The organism is Nonomuraea rosea (assembly GCF_039539705.1).
In the GTDB taxonomy this organism is placed as follows: Bacteria; Actinomycetota; Actinomycetes; order Streptosporangiales; family Streptosporangiaceae; genus Nonomuraea; species Nonomuraea rosea.
In genome coordinates this window covers 13867-31044 of sequence record NZ_BAABDQ010000055.1, presented here as the reverse complement: position 1 = coordinate 31044, position 17178 = coordinate 13867, and the positions used below count along the sequence as shown (strand labels likewise).

At 69.8% G+C, this 17178-nt stretch carries 15 protein-coding genes; 8 read left to right on the top strand and 7 right to left on the bottom strand.

All coding sequences use genetic code 11. From position 1 onward, the window contains the following. The first annotated feature begins 36 nt into the window (after window positions 1–36). Window positions 37–1200, top strand: coding sequence for a flavodoxin-dependent (E)-4-hydroxy-3-methylbut-2-enyl-diphosphate synthase (gene ispG, locus ABEA43_RS60705; RefSeq protein WP_345577551.1), 1164 nt, complete (start codon window positions 37–39; stop codon window positions 1198–1200). Window positions 1201–1419: 219 nt separating this feature from the next. Here the strand turns inward: ispG and ABEA43_RS60700 are convergent, their stop codons facing one another. Beyond that, window positions 1420–1608, bottom strand: coding sequence for a hypothetical protein (locus tag ABEA43_RS60700; protein WP_345577548.1), 189 nt, complete (start codon window positions 1606–1608; stop codon window positions 1420–1422). A 101-nt stretch (window positions 1609–1709) separates the two neighbouring features. Between ABEA43_RS60700 and ABEA43_RS60695 the strand changes: the two genes are divergently transcribed. From ABEA43_RS60695 to ABEA43_RS60685, 3 genes are all read left to right on the top strand, one after another. Next, the gene (locus ABEA43_RS60695; protein WP_345577545.1) at window positions 1710–2318 is read left to right on the top strand and encodes a hypothetical protein; all 609 of its coding nucleotides are present in this window, start codon (window positions 1710–1712) and stop codon (window positions 2316–2318) included. Window positions 2319–2482: 164 nt separating this feature from the next. After that, complete coding sequence (locus tag ABEA43_RS60690; RefSeq protein ID WP_345577542.1) at window positions 2483–3712, top strand: AAA family ATPase; 1230 nt, start codon at window positions 2483–2485, stop codon at window positions 3710–3712. Beyond that, window positions 3709–4407, top strand: coding sequence for a hypothetical protein (locus ABEA43_RS60685; protein WP_345577539.1), 699 nt, complete (start codon window positions 3709–3711; stop codon window positions 4405–4407). The genes ABEA43_RS60690 and ABEA43_RS60685 overlap by 4 nt, the downstream gene beginning before the upstream one ends. An 11-nt stretch (window positions 4408–4418) precedes the next feature. Here the strand turns inward: ABEA43_RS60685 and ABEA43_RS60680 are convergent, their stop codons facing one another. Further along, window positions 4419–5846 carry an aldehyde dehydrogenase family protein gene (locus ABEA43_RS60680; protein WP_345577536.1) on the bottom strand — a complete coding sequence of 476 codons (1428 nt, stop codon included), beginning with the start codon at window positions 5844–5846 and terminating at the stop codon, window positions 4419–4421. 291 nt (window positions 5847–6137) lie between these two features. Between ABEA43_RS60680 and ABEA43_RS60675 the strand changes: the two genes are divergently transcribed. Further along, the gene (locus ABEA43_RS60675) at window positions 6138–6764 is read left to right on the top strand and encodes a TetR/AcrR family transcriptional regulator (RefSeq protein WP_345577533.1); all 627 of its coding nucleotides are present in this window, start codon (window positions 6138–6140) and stop codon (window positions 6762–6764) included. Window positions 6765–6820: 56 nt separating this feature from the next. Here ABEA43_RS60675 and ABEA43_RS60670 read toward each other — a convergent pair whose 3' ends face one another. Continuing rightward, window positions 6821–8746: a PucR family transcriptional regulator ligand-binding domain-containing protein gene (locus ABEA43_RS60670; RefSeq protein WP_345577529.1), complete on the bottom strand. Its 1926-nt coding sequence runs from the start codon at window positions 8744–8746 to the stop codon at window positions 6821–6823. Between the two features lie 90 nt (window positions 8747–8836). Here ABEA43_RS60670 and gabT point away from each other — a divergent pair, with 90 nt between their 5' ends. Together gabT and ABEA43_RS60660 are read left to right on the top strand one after the other, a co-directional pair. Next, window positions 8837–10165, top strand: a complete 1329-nt coding sequence (gene gabT, locus ABEA43_RS60665; protein ID WP_345577526.1) for a 4-aminobutyrate--2-oxoglutarate transaminase — start codon at window positions 8837–8839, stop codon at window positions 10163–10165. A gap of 211 nt (window positions 10166–10376) precedes the next feature. Next, window positions 10377–10577 carry a hypothetical protein gene (locus ABEA43_RS60660; RefSeq protein WP_345577523.1) on the top strand — a complete coding sequence of 67 codons (201 nt, stop codon included), beginning with the start codon at window positions 10377–10379 and terminating at the stop codon, window positions 10575–10577. A gap of 159 nt (window positions 10578–10736) precedes the next feature. Here ABEA43_RS60660 and ABEA43_RS60655 read toward each other — a convergent pair whose 3' ends face one another. From ABEA43_RS60655 to ABEA43_RS60645, 3 genes are all read right to left on the bottom strand, one after another. Then, entirely contained in the window at window positions 10737–11918 is a 1182-nt protein-coding gene (locus ABEA43_RS60655) for an extracellular solute-binding protein (protein WP_345577520.1), read from the bottom strand. 80 nt (window positions 11919–11998) lie between these two features. Continuing rightward, a complete protein-coding gene (locus tag ABEA43_RS60650) occupies window positions 11999–13504 on the bottom strand; it encodes a CoA-acylating methylmalonate-semialdehyde dehydrogenase (RefSeq protein ID WP_345577517.1) in 1506 nt (501 codons plus the stop codon). Further along, window positions 13501–14781 carry an aspartate aminotransferase family protein gene (locus tag ABEA43_RS60645; protein WP_345577514.1) on the bottom strand — a complete coding sequence of 427 codons (1281 nt, stop codon included), beginning with the start codon at window positions 14779–14781 and terminating at the stop codon, window positions 13501–13503. Before ABEA43_RS60645 ends, ABEA43_RS60650 begins: the two co-directional genes overlap by 4 nt. Window positions 14782–14885: 104 nt before the next feature. Between ABEA43_RS60645 and ABEA43_RS60640 the strand changes: the two genes are divergently transcribed. After that, window positions 14886–15713 carry an alternative oxidase gene (locus ABEA43_RS60640; RefSeq protein WP_345577511.1) on the top strand — a complete coding sequence of 276 codons (828 nt, stop codon included), beginning with the start codon at window positions 14886–14888 and terminating at the stop codon, window positions 15711–15713. Here the strand turns inward: ABEA43_RS60640 and ABEA43_RS60635 are convergent. After that, window positions 15710–17164 carry an MFS transporter gene (locus ABEA43_RS60635; protein WP_345577507.1) on the bottom strand — a complete coding sequence of 485 codons (1455 nt, stop codon included), beginning with the start codon at window positions 17162–17164 and terminating at the stop codon, window positions 15710–15712. The two genes, ABEA43_RS60640 and ABEA43_RS60635, sit on opposite strands and share 4 nt — an antisense overlap. Between the last annotated feature and the right edge of the window lie 14 nt (window positions 17165–17178).

The following is a 17178-nucleotide window of genomic DNA, read 5'->3' as shown; positions in this document are numbered from 1 at the left end:
CCTAAACTGGAAACCGTCGTCACATTAAGGGTTGAAATGTCTCCTGTAGCTCTCGGCATTCCGACGGTTCGCCCGAAGCCGCTCGCCGAACGCCGCCACTCCCGCCAGATCATGGTCGGCAACGTGCCCGTGGGCGGCGACGCGCCGGTCTCGGTGCAGTCGATGACGACCACGGTGACCGCCGACATCAACGCCACCTTGCAGCAGATCGCCGAGCTCACCGCGTCCGGTTGCCAGATCGTCCGGGTGGCGGTGCCGTCGCAGGACGACGCCGACGCGTTGCCGATCATCGCCAAGAAGTCGCAGATCCCGGTCATCGCCGACATCCATTTCCAGCCGAAGTACGTCTTCGCCGCCATCGAGGCGGGCTGCGCGGCCGTCCGGGTCAACCCGGGCAACATCAAGAAATTCGACGACAAGGTGGGCGAGATCGCCCGCGCTGCCGCCGACCACGGCGTACCGATCAGGATCGGCGTCAACGCCGGCTCGCTCGACCCCCGCCTGCTGCAGAAGTACGGCAAGGCCACGCCCGACGCGCTGGTGGAGTCGGCGCTGTGGGAGTGCTCGCTGTTCGAGGAGCACGGGTTCCGCGACATCAAGATCTCCGTCAAGCACAACGACCCGGTCGTCATGATCAACGCGTACCGGCTGCTGGCCGCCCAGTGCGACTACCCGCTGCACCTGGGCGTCACCGAGGCCGGTCCCGCCTTCCAGGGGACGATCAAGTCCGCCGTCGCCTTCGGAGCCCTGCTGGCCGAGGGGATCGGCGACACGATCAGGGTCTCCCTGTCCGCGCCTCCGGTGGAGGAGGTCAAGGTCGGCGCCCAGATCCTGGAGTCGCTCGGGCTGCGCGAGCGCGGCCTGGAGATCGTCTCCTGCCCGTCCTGCGGGCGCGCGCAGGTGGACGTCTACACGCTCGCCGAGCAGGTCCAGGCGGGCCTGGAGGGCATGAAGGTCCCGCTGCGGGTGGCCGTGATGGGCTGCGTCGTCAACGGCCCCGGGGAGGCCCGCGAGGCCGACCTGGGCGTGGCCTCCGGCAACGGCAAGGGCCAGATCTTCGTCAAGGGCGAGGTCATCAAGACGGTGCCGGAGTCGCAGATCGTCGAGACGCTGATCGAGGAGGCGCTGCGGTTGGCCGAGGAGATGGGCGTCGAGGTCGACCTCGACGACGACTCGTCCCCCACCGTCACCGTGGGCTAAGCCTCTACGCGGAGATTCTGGCCCAGACCTGGTGTCCCACCTCGTCGGCGCCTTCGCACCCGACCTGATCGGCGATCGCGGCGACAACGGCCAGACCACGCCCGCGCTCGTCCTCGGCGCGTCTCCGTCTCGACCCGCGGGACGCCGCCCCATCCGCAGTCGTAGACGGCCACAGTGATCGTCCTCGTGCTGCGGGTGATCTCCACGATGAAGGTGCCCCTATGGGTGGCCACTGGCGGTGTGCTGGAGGGCGTTGGCGGCGAGTTCGGCGACGATCGATTCGGCGTCGTCCTGGCACGGGGAGTCGGCCAGGAGGCAGCGGGCGAAGTGGCGCACGCGCGGGATCTGGTCGGTGGATCCGGCGAACGTACGCCGCCAGACCAGCCCGCCGGGGTGCAGGTCGATCATCGCATCGATGAGCTCGCGCTGGATGGCACGCGGCTCACGTTGCCCGGGAACGAATACGGCGGCGGAATACGTATGCAATCCCAGGCCAGAGGGGGTGCGTGATGTCCGGTGAGGGCAATCGGGTGCTGCTGCGGGCTCGCGCGTGGAGCAAGCGCCTGCGTAGCAAAGGCTTCACGTGGGATCAGGTCGCCGAGGTGCTCGCACTCACCCACACGGTGAGCCCGTTACGGCTCTACCGGCCGGCACACGGCCGCACCGCCGCCGACGTGGTGTCCGTCGTCAACGACGCCGACCCCGCGGGCACAGCCTCGCTGCGGGAGTCCCGGCTGTACGACTTCGAGGCTTGGCCAGGGCGCGGGCCGCCGCGCGCCATCGGTGCCGAGGAGACCGACGTGAAACGACGCGAGCTGCTCTTCGAACTGGCTCTGGTGCTCGGCGGCGCCCCGGCGCTCGACCTCCTGCGTGTGCTCACCCCGGACGAGGAAGAACGCCTGGCCGGAGTGCTGCGGAAGACCTGGCGCGTGGACGAGATGACAGCGCGCACGTTCGAGAAGCTCACCCTGCACGCCCGCCGAGCCGACGACCAGACCGCGGATTCGCGCTCGTCCGATACGCGGCCGCGCTGGCCCTGGCCAAGGAGGTTTCCGAGGCGACGGCGCGGCTGTCGGAGGCCGCGGAGATCGCCTCGCAGCACAGCTCGGCTCGCCTGACCGACCAGATCACCCGAACGCGCACCCGGCTGGAGCCCTGGGCGGGCAACACTCACGTCCGGGAGTTGGATGAGACGCTCCGGGCCCACAGCTTGCGGTAAGCGGCACGACAACGGGCGGAGAGCACGCGTAGCCTTGTTGCCGCTGGTGGAGCGGACGAAGTCATGCGGGATGTGGAGCGGGTGAGCACGGTGACGGATCATCGGTTGTTCTCTTTGGAAGTGGAGAACTTCCGCAGCCTCCGGCAGGTCACTCTGCCGCTGGGGCCGGTCAACGTACTCGTCGGGCCGAACGGCGCGGGCAAGACGAACGTGCTCGAAGTCTTCCGGTTTCTGGCTGACATCGTGCACACGGATCTGGTCCCGGCGCTGGACGCGCGTGGCGGATTCGAACGGCTCGTCTTCCACGGCGGCACCGAACCGGCCACATATCTGCGAATCGGCATAAAAGGGTCATGGTCCCCCACCCCAGGCGACCGGCAGGAAGAGTACGACCTGCGGATCACCGGAGCGCCCTTCACCAGGGAAGAGACCTTTCGCTCCAGCGCGGACCGGCACGTGTTGCGGACGATCACGGTCTCGGGTAATTCGGCGATCACCCGCGCCGCGGGTCCCGATACTTCAGCGCCGCTTCCCGAACAGCCGGGAGATGAGATCGGGATCCAGCCGTTGAGTAGCGGGCTGTCCACGCTGCCGAGGCTGAGCGACGAGAAGTTCGGGCCGATCACGGAGCAGGTCGCTGGGCTGCTGCGGGGCTTTCGGATCTTTGAAGTAAACGTCCGTGCAGCGGCGCAACCGACTCTCGCTCCGCTCAGATCGGGCGATGGCATCGCGAGTGACGCCTCGAACCTCTCGACCTTTCTCCTCTGGCTGAGCGCCAACCACCCGGACGCCTGGGAGCGGTTGCACGCTGATGTGGCCGACGTGTTGCCCCAGTTGGAGGCCATCGAGTTCGACCACGTACGGCTGGCCGGTCAGCCCACTGTGCTGGCGATGCTGCAAGAGCGGGGGTTGCGCGAGCCGACGCCGCTGCCGGACGCCTCTTTCGGGACCATCCGGCTGCTGGGGCTGCTCGCCATGCTGCACGACCCGTACCCACCCGCTTTGACGTGCGTGGAGGAGATCGATCACGGGCTGCACCCTCAGGTGCTGGAGTTGCTCGTGGAGCGGGTGCGTGAGGCGGGTGACAAGACGCAATTCATCATCGCCACTCACTCGCCGGCCCTGGCCGATCGGCTCAAACCGGAGGAGCTCATCGTGTGCGAGCGCGGCGACGACGGCTCGTCACTGATTCCGGCGATCTCCAGGAACAAGGTCGAGCAGATCGTCCGTGCCAGTGAGGGGCTTCCGCTCGGGGAGCTCTGGTTCTCAGGGGCTCTGGGCGGTGATCTGTGAACCGTCGCGGCAGCACCCGCGTCAAGGCGACACGAAAGCCGATCGTCGTTCTCGCAGGTGAGGATCGCAACGACCGGCGCAGCATGCGGGTGCTGCTGGAGCAGTGGTGCCCGGACATGCGTGGCCGCATCGTGGAGATCAACGACAAGCCCACCCTTCATCAGGCGAGCAGCGCCGTCTTGGCCGCCAGGGCCGAGACGCTGGCGGCCAAGGTTCGCGCCCGGGCCGCTTTGGAGGAGACGGACGTCGCCTGCGTGTTCGTGCATGAAGACCTCGACGGCGTGGACAGTGACCAGCATCCAGCGATCCGGGAACGAGTGGAGAAGGCCCTGGCGGCGTCCATGCGGTCAGGAACGGCCCATTATGTGCTGGCCGTTGCTGAGATCGAAGCGTGGCTCCTGCTTTTCCCTGAGGCGTTGAGTGCGTTCGCGCCGTCCTGGTCGGTCCCTGCCAAATATCGGGGTAAGGACACAGGACGCCTCGAAGACCCTAAAAAGGTGCTGAAATCGGAAGTCTCGGCCGGACGTTATCGGGAGTCCGACGCGCCGCTCATCCTGGAGAAGGCGGTCGAGCTCAGGTTGCTCAGCCGCCCGGCAGGCCAGAACCTGTCTTACGCCCAATTCCGCAGCAGCGCGATCGAGTGCTGTACGCACCACCTTCCCAACGGCCACTCGCGCTTCCAGAAGCGCGAGTGACCGCCTGGGCTTCAGAGCGAGAGTCCCGTCAGGACCATGACCTTCTCGTACGTGAGGTCCGCCATGGCCGAGTGCAGCCCCTCGCGTCCGATCCCCGAGTCCTTCACCCCGCCGTAGGGCATCTGGTCCGCCCGGTACGAAGGCACGTCGCCGATGATCACGCCGCCCACCTCCAGCTCCCGGTTGGCGCGGAAGGCGGCGTCCAGCGAGCGGGTGAACACCCCGGCCTGCAGACCATACTTCGAGTCGTTGACCAGCGCGTACGCCTCGTCGATCGAGGCGGCCGGCTGGAGGATCATGACGGGTCCGAAGACCTCCTCGCAGGCGACCTTGGCGTCCTGCGGGACACCGTCCAGCACCGTCGGCGCGTACGTCGCCCCCTCGCGGGTGCCGCCCGCCAGGACGCGGGCCCCGGACGCGACGGCCTCCTGGACCCATTGGTCCACCCGCTCCGCGGCGTGCTCCGAGACCAGCGGGCCCACCTGAGTCTTCTCGTCCGACGGGTCACCGGTGACGAGGGCGGACACGGCGGGCAGCAGGCGCTCGACGAAGGCGTCGTAGACCGGCTGCTCGACGATCACCCGCTGCACCGCGATGCAGCTCTGGCCGGCCTGGTAGTTGGAGTAGAGGGCGATGCGCTGGGCCGCCCAGTCGAGGTCGGCGTCGGCCAGCACGACCGCGGCCGCGTTGCCGCCCAGCTCCAGCGTCACGTGCTTGCGCGGGACCTGGTCGGCGATGGCGTACCCGACGGGCGCGGAGCCGGTGAACGACACCACCGGCAGCCTCGGGTCCTGCACCAGCGCGGAGGCGCGCTCGTTCTCGATCGGCAGCACCGAGAACATCCCTGCGGGCAGGTCGGTCTCGGCCAGGATCTCCCCGAGCACGAGTGACGACAGGGGCGTGGCGGGGGCGGGCTTGACGATGACGGGGGCGCCGACCGCGATGGCGGGGGCGACCTTGTGCGCGACCAGGTTCAGCGGGAAGTTGAACGGGGTGATGGCCAGCACGGGCCCGTACGGCACCCACGACACGTACGCCAGGCGCCCGGCCGCGGCCGGCTCGGTGTCGAGCCGCTGAACGTCGCCCGACCAGCGGCGGGCCTCCTCCGCGGCGAAGCGGAACGTGGCGACGGCCCGGCCGACCTCGCCGCGCGCCCAGAAGATCGGTTTGCCGTTCTCGGCGGTGATGAGCCGGGCGATCTCGTCGGCCCGCTCCGACAGGCGGCGCGAGACGTGGGCCAGCGCCTCGGCCCGTACGTGCACCGGCAGCGCGGCGGCCTGCCCCGCCACCTCGTGAGCGGCCGCGATGGCCGCTTCGACCTGGGCATCTGTCGGTACGGAGTGCCGGCCGACCTCGCGACCGTCATGGGGGTTGGTCACAGTGAGCTCGGTGTCGCCGGTCGCGGCGCGGCCGGCCAGCCAGAAGGTACGCACGTCCATACCCATGACGTTATGCCAAGCGGAGGATCGGGGATTTACACCACGGTGCACAAGCCTCCCACGAGGCCTCACCGTTAAGTACAAGCTCCGTGGTATACCCACGATGTAACAGAAGTAGACCTAATTCGGGATGTTTACCATGCGGAGTGGTTTGAGCGATCTCCGCCATGGCTAAGTCACCGGGTGCGGGTCTCCAGTGCGGTGGGCCCCCGATCAGAAAGGCGTGGGCCCCGTGACCGAACAACGTGAGGTCACAAGGATGCGTTGGTCCTTGGCCACATGGGAGGTCTCATGACCTCAGTGCCGCTGGGACTGCAAGGCGCCTACCTCTTGGGTGAGCGCGCAAGCCACGACGAGCTCCGCTCCCGCCTTCTCGACGTGGCGGTGAACCTGCTCGCGTCGGACGGGGCCGAGAGCCTGACCATGCGCAGGATCGCCGCCGAGGCGGGGTGCACGACGACCGTGATCTACACGATGTTCGGCAACCGGGAGGGTCTGGCGGAAGCGCTTTATCTGGAGGGGTTCGAGCGCTTCCGCCGGTTTCTTGAGGCTGTGTCACCACGCCGGAACCCGCTGGAGCACCTCACCGCGCTCGGGCCCGCGTACCGGCAGGCGTGCCTGTCCGAGCCCGGCTACTACAGCCTCATGTTCGAGCGGGCGATCCCCGGCTTCGAGCCCAGCGAGCGCGCCAGGACCCTGGCCCGCGCGGCACTGAACATCCTGGACCGGGTGATCGCCGACTGCATCTCGTCCGGGTACCTCATCCCGACGCAGCCCCGCAAGATCGCGGACGCGCTGTGGGCGGCGGCCCAGGGGGCGATCAGCCTCGAACGGGCCGGGCACCTGCGCGACGACCGCACGTACGAGACGGTCACGACGGCGACCATCTGCTGCTTCCTGGTGGAGAAGAAGAAGTAGCCCTCCGTACCGAACAGAACACCTTTCTGTCCGGTGCGGCCCGTTCTGCGGGCCGTTCAGTGGCGGCGGGCCGCTTCCAGGGCTAGCCACAACTCAGCCCGTACGCCGGGGTCGTCGAGGTCGCGGCCGAGCAGCTCGGCGACGCGTCTCATGCGGTAGCGCAGCGTGTGGCGGTGCACGCCGAGCCGCTGCGCCGCCGCGTCCCAGTGCCCGTTGCTCTCCAGGTACGCCCGCAGCGACTCGACCAGGTCGGCCCTGGAGCCGTACCGGGTGAGGGGCGCCAGCGCCGCGGCGGAGAACGCCTGGGCGGCGCCCGCGTCGAGCAACCCCAGGAGCCCCTGCCCGGCCAGCTCGCCGAACCGCACGACCCGGCCCCCGAGATCCGCCGCTCCCCCGCCCTTCCCGCCGGAGCCGCCCGCGTCGCGGCCCGTCCCTCCGTTCGTACGCCCGCCCCGGGCCGCCGCCAGCGCACGCCTCGCCTGGTCGACCGCCCCGTGCAGCGCCGCCGCCGCGTACCCGCACGGCAGGCTGACGCCGACAGGCCCGTCCGCCTCCCGCGCCACCTCACCCGCCACCCGCACCGCCGACTCGTCCATCGCCCGACCGGCCATCTGCCCAGCCGACTCGTCCGCCGTCTGGCCGGCCACGTGCCCAGCGGGCTCCCCGGTCCGCTGACCGCCCTCGTGCTCGGTCGGCTGATCGGTCGGCTGATCGGCCGCGCGTCCCGTCACCCGACCGGCCGCGCGTCCCGTCGGCTCGGCCGTCAGCTCGGCCCTCGGCTCGGCTGGCAGCTCGCCTGCGGGCACCAGCGCGACCGCCACCGTCTCGTCGGTGGTGCGGAGGGCGGCGAAGGCGTGGGCCTCCAGTGCGTCGAGCGCCTCCGCGCCTGCCGCGAGCACCACCAGCGGCTCCCGCGGCAGCCGTCCGCCGAGCGGCTCCAGCACCGCGCGCGCCTGGTTCTCGGCCCCGGACAGCAGCAGCTCCAGGACGGCGCCCCGGACCCGCCGCGCGGCCTCGAGCTGGGCTCGGCCCTGCTCCATGGCCAGCGTGAGCAGCGACCCCGCCGCGTTGATCACCGTGTGTGCGACCGGCGTGAAGGGCCGCCCGGCCCCAACGGCGAAGAAGCCGCGCGGACGTGCCCCGCCACCCAGCGGCTGCACCACGATGTGCTCGTCAGGCCCCGACAACGCCAGGCTGGCCGGCGGCCGATCCCCCGCAGGCAGACCGCCCCCGCCGGCATCGGCGAAGCGACCGGCCCCAGCCGGCCGTCCGACCCCGGAAGACGTGCCTGTCCCAGAGGACCGGCCGCCACCAGACGACCGGCCAGCCCCAGAGGACCGGCCGCCACCAGAGGACGGGCCGGGACCAGGAGGGCGGGTGGTGCGGAGGCGGGCGAGTTCGGCCGCCACCGCCTCCGTCTTCGCCCCCCGCGTCGCGTGCCGCACCTCCCCCGCCTCGTCCAGCAGCGCCGCCCAGCCCCCGACCTCCTTGGCCAGCCGGTCGATCACCGCGTGCATCCCCTCGGGCCGCAGCGCCGCCCGCGTCAGCCGCCCCTGCGCCGCGAAGGCGCGGCTGATCTCCTCGTACTGCTCGGCCGCCAGCAGCTCGCTCACCGCCTTGCCGATCGCGATGAACGGCGTCTCCCGCGGCACCTCCAGCAACGGCAGACCGGCCGCCTCAGCGGCCTCGATGAGCGCCTCGGGCACGTGCTCGTGCGAGACCCCGACACCGAACCCGAGCCCGGCCACGCCCCGCGCCACCAGCCGGGCGACGTAGCTGGACAAGACGTGGCTGGACAAGTCGCCTTCCATCCGCATGCCGGTGGTGAGGAGCAGCTCGTCCCCCTCCAGGTACGGTGTAGGGTCCGCGAGCTCGCTCACCGCCACCCACCGCACCACGGCATCCAGCTTCCCGCGACCGGAGGTCCCGGCCAGCGGCCGCATCCCCATACGGCGCACCACGGTCTGCAGCGAAGGCGGCATGCGAGTTTGTCCATTCCGGCAAAGACGAGCACCCCTAGTGTGACATATCGACCTATCGGCGCAGGTGGGAGCCCGCCGTACCGTCGGACCATGAGCATTCCCCAGGAGCGGCGCGTCGTGACCGCGATCCCAGGCCCCAAGTCGCAGGAGCTGCTGGCCCGCAAGCAGGCCGCCGTCCCACCCGGCATCGGCACCACCCTGCCGATCTTCGTCACCCGCGCGGGCGGCGGCGTGGTGCAGGACGCCGACGGGAACTCGCTGATCGACTTCGGCTCCGGCATCGCCGTGACGAACGTCGGCAACGCCGCCCCCAAGGTCGTCGAACGCGTCCAGAAGCAGGTCGCCGACTTCACCCACACCTGTTTCATGGTCACCCCGTACGAGTCCTATGTGCAGGTGTGCGAGAAGCTCAACGAGCTGACCCCCGGCGACCACGAGAAGCGCACGTTCCTGGTGAGCTCCGGCGCCGAGGCCGTCGAGAACGCGGTCAAGATCGCCAGGCATGCCACGGGCCGCCCGGCTGTGGTGGTGTTCGACCACGGCTACCACGGCCGCACGCTGCTCACGATGACGCTGACGGCCAAGAACATGCCGTACAAGCACAAGTTCGGCCCGTTCGCGCCCGAGGTGTACCGGGTGCCGCTGGCCTACCCGTTCCGCTGGCCGAGCGGCCCGGAGAACTGCGCGGAAGAGGCCGCCGAGCAGGCCATCGACATGATCAACAAGCAGATCGGCGCCGAGAACGTGGCCGCCGTCGTGATCGAGCCGATCGCGGGCGAGGGCGGCTTCATCGAGCCGGCCAAGGGCTTTCTGCCGCGGATGGCGGAGTTCTGCAAGGCCAACGGCATCGTGTTCGTGGCCGACGAGGTGCAGACCGGCTTCGCCAGGACGGGCACCCTGTTCGCCTGCGAGGACGAGGGCGTGGTGCCCGACATCATCACCACCGCCAAGGGCATCGCGGGCGGGCTGCCGCTGGCCGCCATCACCGGCCGCGCGGAGATCATGGACCAGGTGCACGTCGGCGGCCTCGGCGGCACGTACGGCGGCAACCCCGTCGCCTGCGAGGCCGCCCTCGGCGTGCTGGAGACCATCGAGGAGGAGGACCTGGTCGCCAAGGCCCGCCGCATCGGCGACATCATGCTCCCCCGGCTCAGGGCGCTCCAGGAGCGCTTCGCCGTGATCGGCGACGTGCGTGGCCGGGGCGCGATGATCGCGATCGAGCTGGTCGAGCCCGGCACCAAGGAGCCGAACCCGACCGCCGTGCAGGCCGTCGTCAAGCGCTGCCACGCGGAGGGCCTGCTGGTCCTGACCGCGGGCACGTACGGGAACGTGCTGCGCTTCCTGCCGCCCCTGGTCATCCCCGAGCACCTGCTCGAAGAGGGCCTCGGCATTCTGGAGAAGGCGATCGCCGAGCTTTAGCCGAAATCCCTTCGAATCGGGCATCCAGCTTGCGGCTGGATGCCCGATTTTGTTGGTGTAACTACCGTCACTCGGGTAGAGAATTCACCCTGACTTGACGCGCACCTAGACGCTCACGGCCTCGGTCAGGGTTATAACGGTTGCGATATACGGATGGGCGACGGCTGCTGGGAGCGTGATGAACTGGGGTCCGACCAGAACGGCGCGGGACATGTTGACGTTCGACCCTGAGGGCCTCACCGGGGCCCAGCGCGACGGCGACGCCTGCGTCGTCTGCCACAAGAGGTGGCCACGCCCACGCGTGCGCGTGGGCCGGCTCCCCGACGACTCCTCGGTGCACGCCTGCGGCGACTGCGCGGAGGCCCTCATGCCCGCCCCGATGGCCACCGTCGTGGCCTTCCCGTCCCGCTGAAGCTGGAAAGTCCCGCTGAAGCTGGAAAACGGAGACGACGGCAAAGGCCAGCGAAACGCCCCGGGACGGGGGGAAGGCCCGGGGCGTCTCTGCAGGTCGCACCCAGCGGGGGGAAGGGCGCGCCCGCGGCACGGTCAGGTGGGGATCGGCGGCCCCCACTCACTCGGCGACGAGTGCGCTCCACCGTCGCGTCCAAGTGTCATAGTCAGTGCATTCCCCGTCCTCGGCCCGGCAACCGCCGGGCGGCCGCTCGGCGAACACGACGCGGTCGAGCCGCTTGGACTTCCCTCCGCCGCTCATCCCGTACGCCTCGCACATCGGCTTGGCCCGCCCCTTGCACGCCTTGTCGCTGGCGGGGGCCAGCCCGGCCCAGGCGGCGGCGTCGCGCTGCGCGCCCGGCGCGGTCACCCAGTTGAGCCACCGGTAGGCGCAGGTGGTGTCGGGCAGGTTCGCGCCGAGCATCCAGGAGTCCACCCACCCCGTGTTCTTGCGCGTCTCCAGGGTCTTGATCTGCTTGCCCGCGTTCTGCAGGAGCAGGCGATAGTACGGGGTGGCCTGCGCGTAGTCGATCGACCCGGTGGCGAACGCCTTGATCAGGTCGATCGGGTATTTCCAGTAGGTGCGCTCCTTGTGCGACTCCAGCAGCGCCATCGTCCGGTCGAGCTGCTCCTTGGTGAGCTCGAACGGCTTGTCGGCCGAGCCCTCGGCCAGCGCGGCGTCGGCGATGCTCAGCGGGCTGTCCTTGAGCGCCACGCGATCGGAGGCGAACGCCTGCTTGAGGTCGCCCCCCTTGACCATGGCCGAGTCGTAGATGAACTCCTGATATCCCCACAGGTAGGGCACGCCGTACACCTTGCCCGACACGGTGGACATGTCGCGGAAGCGCTCCTCGGTGTCCTCGTAGCCGGTGACCTTGGCCGGGTCGATGGCCTGCACCTGCTTGTTCTGGATCAGGCTCGCGGCCAGCGCGGGCCCGGCGGACACCAGGTCGTAGGGGCGCTCGCCGACCCTGGCGGCCATCTCCTCGGCGGTCTGCACGGTGTCGAGCCGGGCGATCCGGCAGCCGGTCTCCTTCTCGAACGAGCCCACCCAGTTGACCTTGGGACTGGTGCCGCCGTATTCGGCGTAGCCGCGGTAGGTGAGGATCTGCAGCGTGCCGTCGCTCTGCGTCGCCGTGGGGGTAGGTGTCGGCGTGGGCGTGGGGCTCTTCCGGACGGTGATCGAGAGCGTGGGTCTCGGCTTGGAGCTCACCGCGGGGTCCGGCGTCGGGTTCGCCGCGCCCATGCCGGCAGCCAGCGCGGCAGCGCCCAGCGCCAGGGCATATGCACGGCGACGATTCACGAAGTCCCCCCAAGTCCGTCCTGCTGGATCTTACCGGGGAAGCGGCCGGGACGGACTCTTGTCCGTCCCGGCCGGAATCGCTACTTGTTCGTGGGAAAGCCGAGGTTCACGCCGCCGTGCGAGGGGTCGAGCCAGCGCGAGGTGACGACCTTGCCCCGGGTGTAGAAGTGGACGCCCTCGGTGCCGTGCACGTGCGTGTCGCCGAACAGGGAGGACTTCCAGCCGCCGAAGCTGTAGAAGGCCATCGGCACCGGGATCGGCACGTTGATGCCGATCATGCCGACCTCCACCTCGTTCTGGAAGCGCCTGGCCGCGCCGCCGTCGTTGGTGAAGATCGCGGTGCCGTTGCCGTACAGGCCGCCGTTGATCAGCTCCACCCCTTCCTCGTACGAGCCGACGCGCACGACCGACAGCACCGGGCCGAAGATCTCGTCGACGTGCGTCCGGGAGCCGGCCGGGACGTGGTCGAGCACGGTCGGGCCGAGCCAGAAGCCGGGCGTGCCCGCCGCCTTGCCGCCGCCCAGCACGGGCGTCTCGCGGCCGTCCACGACCAGCTTGGCCCCCTCCTCGACGCCGAGGTCGAGGTAGGAGGCGACCTTGTCGCGGTGGGCCTCGGTGACGAGCGGCCCCATCTGGGACTCGGGGTTGTCGCCCGGGCCGATCACGAGCTGGTCGACGCGTTCGACGATCTTCTGGACGAGCTCGTCGCCGATCGGGTCCACGGCCAGCACGACGGAGATCGCCATGCAGCGCTCGCCCGCCGAGCCGAACCCGGCCGACACCGCCGAGTCGGCCACCAGGTCGAGGTCGGCGTCGGGGAGCACCAGCATGTGGTTCTTGGCGCCGCCGAGCGCCTGCACCCGCTTGCCGTGCGCGGTGCCGGTCTCGTAGACGTAGCGGGCGATCGGGGTGGAGCCGACGAACGAGACGCCGCGCACGTCGGGGTGCTCCAGCAGCCGGTCCACGGCGACCTTGTCGCCCTGCACGACGTTGAACACGCCGTCGGGCAGCCCGGCCTCCTGCCAGAGCCGCGCCATGAGCAGCGACGCCGACGGGTCCTTCTCCGAGGGCTTGAGCACGAAGGCGTTCCCGCACGCGATCGCGACGGGGTACATCCACATCGGCACCATGGCCGGGAAGTTGAACGGCGTGATCCCGGCCACGACGCCGAGCGGCTGGCGCATCGAGTAGGAGTCGACCCTGGTCGAGACGCCTTCGGAGTAGCCGCCCTTGAGCAGGTGGGGGATCCCGCAGGCGAACTCCACGACCTCCAGGCCCCTGGCCACCTCGCCGAGCGCGTCGGAGTGGACCTTGCCGTGCTCGGCGGAGATCAGCGCGGCCAGCTCGTCGCGGTGGGCGTACATGAGCTCGCGGAAGCGGAACAGCACCTGCGACCGCTTGACCAGCGACGCGTCCCGCCAGGCGGGGAAGGCGGCGACGGCCGCCGCCACGGCGGCGTCCACGTCGGCCGCCGAGGCCAGCGTCACGTGCCCGCTGACCTCTCCGGTGGCCGGGTCGAAGAGCTCCGACGTACGGTCGCCGCCCCCGGCGAGGTCTCCGTTGATCCAGTGGCTGACGGACTTCACTGAGCTGCTGCCTCCGCGTCGATGACTTCGAGTGCGTGCACGATGATGGCCAGGCCCTCGGCCGCCTCGTCCACCGTGAGGGTGAGGGGCGGGGCCATCCTGATGGCGTTGCCGTACAGGCCGCCCTTGCCCGCGAGGAGGCCGGCCTTCTTGGTCTCCTCCATGAAGCGGGCGGCCTGGGCGGGGCTCTCCAGCTCGATCGCGAACATCAGGCCCTTGCCGCGCACGTCCTTGATGACCGGCAGCCGCCCGGCCGCCTCCTTGAGCCCGCCGATGATGATCGCGCCGGTGCGCGCGGCGTTGGCCTGCAGGTCGTGGTCGAGGACGTAGTCGAGGGTGGCGTTCGCGGCGGCCATGGAGATCGGGTTGCCGCCGAAGGTGGACAGGCCGACGGCGTGCGGGGCGTCCATCAGGTCGCCGCGGGCCACGACGCCGCCGACCGCGAAGCCGTTGCCGAGCCCCTTGGCGAACGTGATCATGTCGGGGGTCACGCCGTGGTTCTGGATGCCGAAGAACGCGCTGCCCGTACGGCCCCAGCCGGTCTGCACCTCGTCCGAGATGAAGTGGATGCCCTGCTCGTCGAGCACCTCCTTGTACGCGGCGAACAACCCGTCGGGCGCCATCGTGAACCCGCCCACGCCCTGGATCGGCTCGGCGATCAGCGCGGCGACGTCGTTGGACACCGACGTGGCCAGCACGTGGCGCAGGTCGTCCGTGCACGCCTTGATGTAGTCGGCGTCGGACAGGCCCTTGAACTGGGTGAGGTGCCGGTCGGCGCCGTGCAGGAAGTGCACGTTGAGCGGGGAGAGCGAGTTGTTCTTCCACGCGCGGTTGGAGGTGACGCTGATCGCGCCGAAGCTGCGCCCGTGGTAGCTCTGCCGCATGGCGAGGACCTGGTCGCTCTTGCGCGCGTACGTGGACAGCAGCAGCGCCGTCTCGTTGGCCTCGGTGCCGGAGTTGGTGAAGAAGACCTTGGCGTCGGGGATGCCGGAGAGCCGCGCGATCTTCTCGGCCAGCTCGATCTGGCCGCGCAGCAGATAGACGGTGCTGGTGTGGACCACTCCGGTGGCGAGCTGGCGCTCCACGGCCTCGCGCACCTCGGGCACGTCGTAGCCGATCATGTTGGTCAGGATGCCGGCGAAGAAGTCGAGGTAGCTCTTGCCGTCGGCGTCGAGGACGCGATTGCCCTTGCCGCCGACGATCTCGATGGGGTCGTGGTAGTTGAGTGCCAGCCAGTTGGGCATGACTGCCCGGTGGCGCGCGAGAAGCTCCGACATGGTATCGAGTATCCCGGTCCGGCCCGCGTGCTCCTAACCGCAACCTGTCGGCACGCGGTCAAATCACCTTACAAGATGTAAGTCCGCCCCTTAGGGGATCCCCCGTGCGCCTGGCGATGTACGGAACACCGGCCCGATACACCCCCGGAGGCACCTGCGATCGCGACTGGCGGGCGACGACGCGGCGCACTCCCGTCCGCGACCATCGGATCATCACGAACAAGGAGATCGAGATGACCGTCACCGTCGACCACCGCCCCGAAGCGCCCTCCGGCCCGCCCAAGCTCGACCGCGACCGGCTCCGCCGCGCCCAGCAGGACACGATGGACAGCCCTCGGATGGCCTACAGCCTGCTGGCGAAGATGATGTTCAAGCCGGTGGACCTGATGTACGGCAAGAAGGGCTCGTACACGAAGTTCGCCATGCTGGAGATCATCGCCCGGGTGCCGTACCAGGCGTGGGAGCGCATGGGCTACTGGGCGGTGCACCGGCACGCGGGCCGCTCGGCGCTGGCCAGGAGGGTCTTCGAGCGCATCGTGGAGGCCCGCGCCGACCAGGACAACGAGCAGTGGCATCTGCTGATCGTGCAGGACCTCGTGCAGCGCACCGGGCAGCGGCAGACGTGGCTGCTGCACAAGGCCGCGCCGTGGGCGATCGCGTTCTTCTACTACCACGTGTCGTGGATGCTGTTCCTGCTCAGGCCGGACTGGAGCTACCGGCTGAACGCCGAGTTCGAGGACCACGCCGAGCACGAGTACATGACGTTCGTGGCCGAGAACCCCGACCTGGACTTCGTCCCCGACCCCGGCACCTACGCCGCCGAGTACGGCCGCTACCGCTCGGTGGCCGACCTGCTGCGGCAGATCGGCCACGACGAGCGCACCCACAAGCTCGACAGCCTGGAGAGCATGAGGGAGCCCCGTGTCCGCTAGACCTCCGCGGCGGCGGGCTCCGGAGCGGCGGCAGGAGCCGCCGGGCGCAGCACGATGACCGCGAGCAGCGCGGCGGCCACGCTGAATCCGGCGCCGACCCACGACCCGACGTGCATCGCATCGGTGAACGCCGCCTTGGCTGGCCCCACGATGCCGAGCTTGAACGCCTCCCCGATCGACTCCTGCGCCGCCGGGGGCACGCCGTCCGGCATGGACGAGGTGAACACCCCGGCCAGCACGCTGCCCAGGACGGCGATGCTCATGGCCAGGCCGACCTGCTGCACGGTGTCATTCAGCGCGGAGCCGACGCCCGCGTGCTCCAGCGGGATCGCCCCCATCAGCGAGGCGTAGGCGGAGGGCCCCGCCAGGCCGCCGCCCGCGCCCATGAGCACCAGCCCGGTCATCAGCGGCAGGTAGCCGGTGGTGGTCGCCATCAGCACGAACCCGCCGCCCATCACGAGCAGCCCGGCCGAGATCAGCACCCGGTTGCTGAGCTGCTTGCCGAGCGTCGCGCCGATCCCGTTGAAGAGCACCGCGGCCGCCGCCTGCGGCAGCATGGCCAGCCCCGCCTGCAGCTCGCCGTAGCCCAGCACGAACTGCAGGTACTGGGTGAGCATCAGCATGACGGCCCCGGCCCCGAACGACATCAGCAGGATCGAGAACGACGCGCCGCTGAAGTTGCGGTTCCTGAACAGCTCAAGCGGCAGCATCGGGTGCTCCTGCCGCCGCTCCCAGATCACGAAGGCCGCCAGCGCGACCACGGCCAGCCCGATGACCAGCGGGTTCCACTCCCGCTCGATGATGACGTAGACGGCCGAGGTCAGACCGACGATCGACAGCACCACGCCGACGGGGTCGACGCGGCGCCCGCCGCTGCGCGTCTCCGGCATCAGCGCGAACGCCGCGATGATCGCCAGCACCGCGATCGGGATGTTCAGCAGGAAGACCGAGCCCCACCAGTAGTGCTCCAGCATGAAGCCGCCCAGCGTCGGCCCCGCGATCACGCCGAGCATGGCGACGCTGCCCCAGATGGCCATGGCCTTGCGCCGCTCGTCCTCGTCGAAGACGGTCATCAGGATCGACAGGGTCGAGGGCATCAGGATCGAGCCGCCGACGCCCATCAGGGCGCGGGCGCCGATGACCTGCCAGGGCTCGGAGGCCAGCACGGCGAGCAACGACGCGCCGCCGAAGAAGGCCAGGCCGATGACGAGGAACTTCCTGCGGCCGTACCGGTCGGACAGGCTGCCGGCGGTCAGCAGGAGACCGGCGAAGACCAGGACGTAGGCGTCCAGGATCCACTGGATGTCGGAGGGCGTGGCGTCCAGCTCCGTGATCAGGGAGGGGATCGCCAGGTTGAGCACGGTGCCGTCCACGGTCAGCACCAGCAGCGAGAGGCAGAGGACGACGAGAATCCACCATCGGCGTGGGTCTCGTACGGTGTTCGAGTTCACTCGCACACCGTACG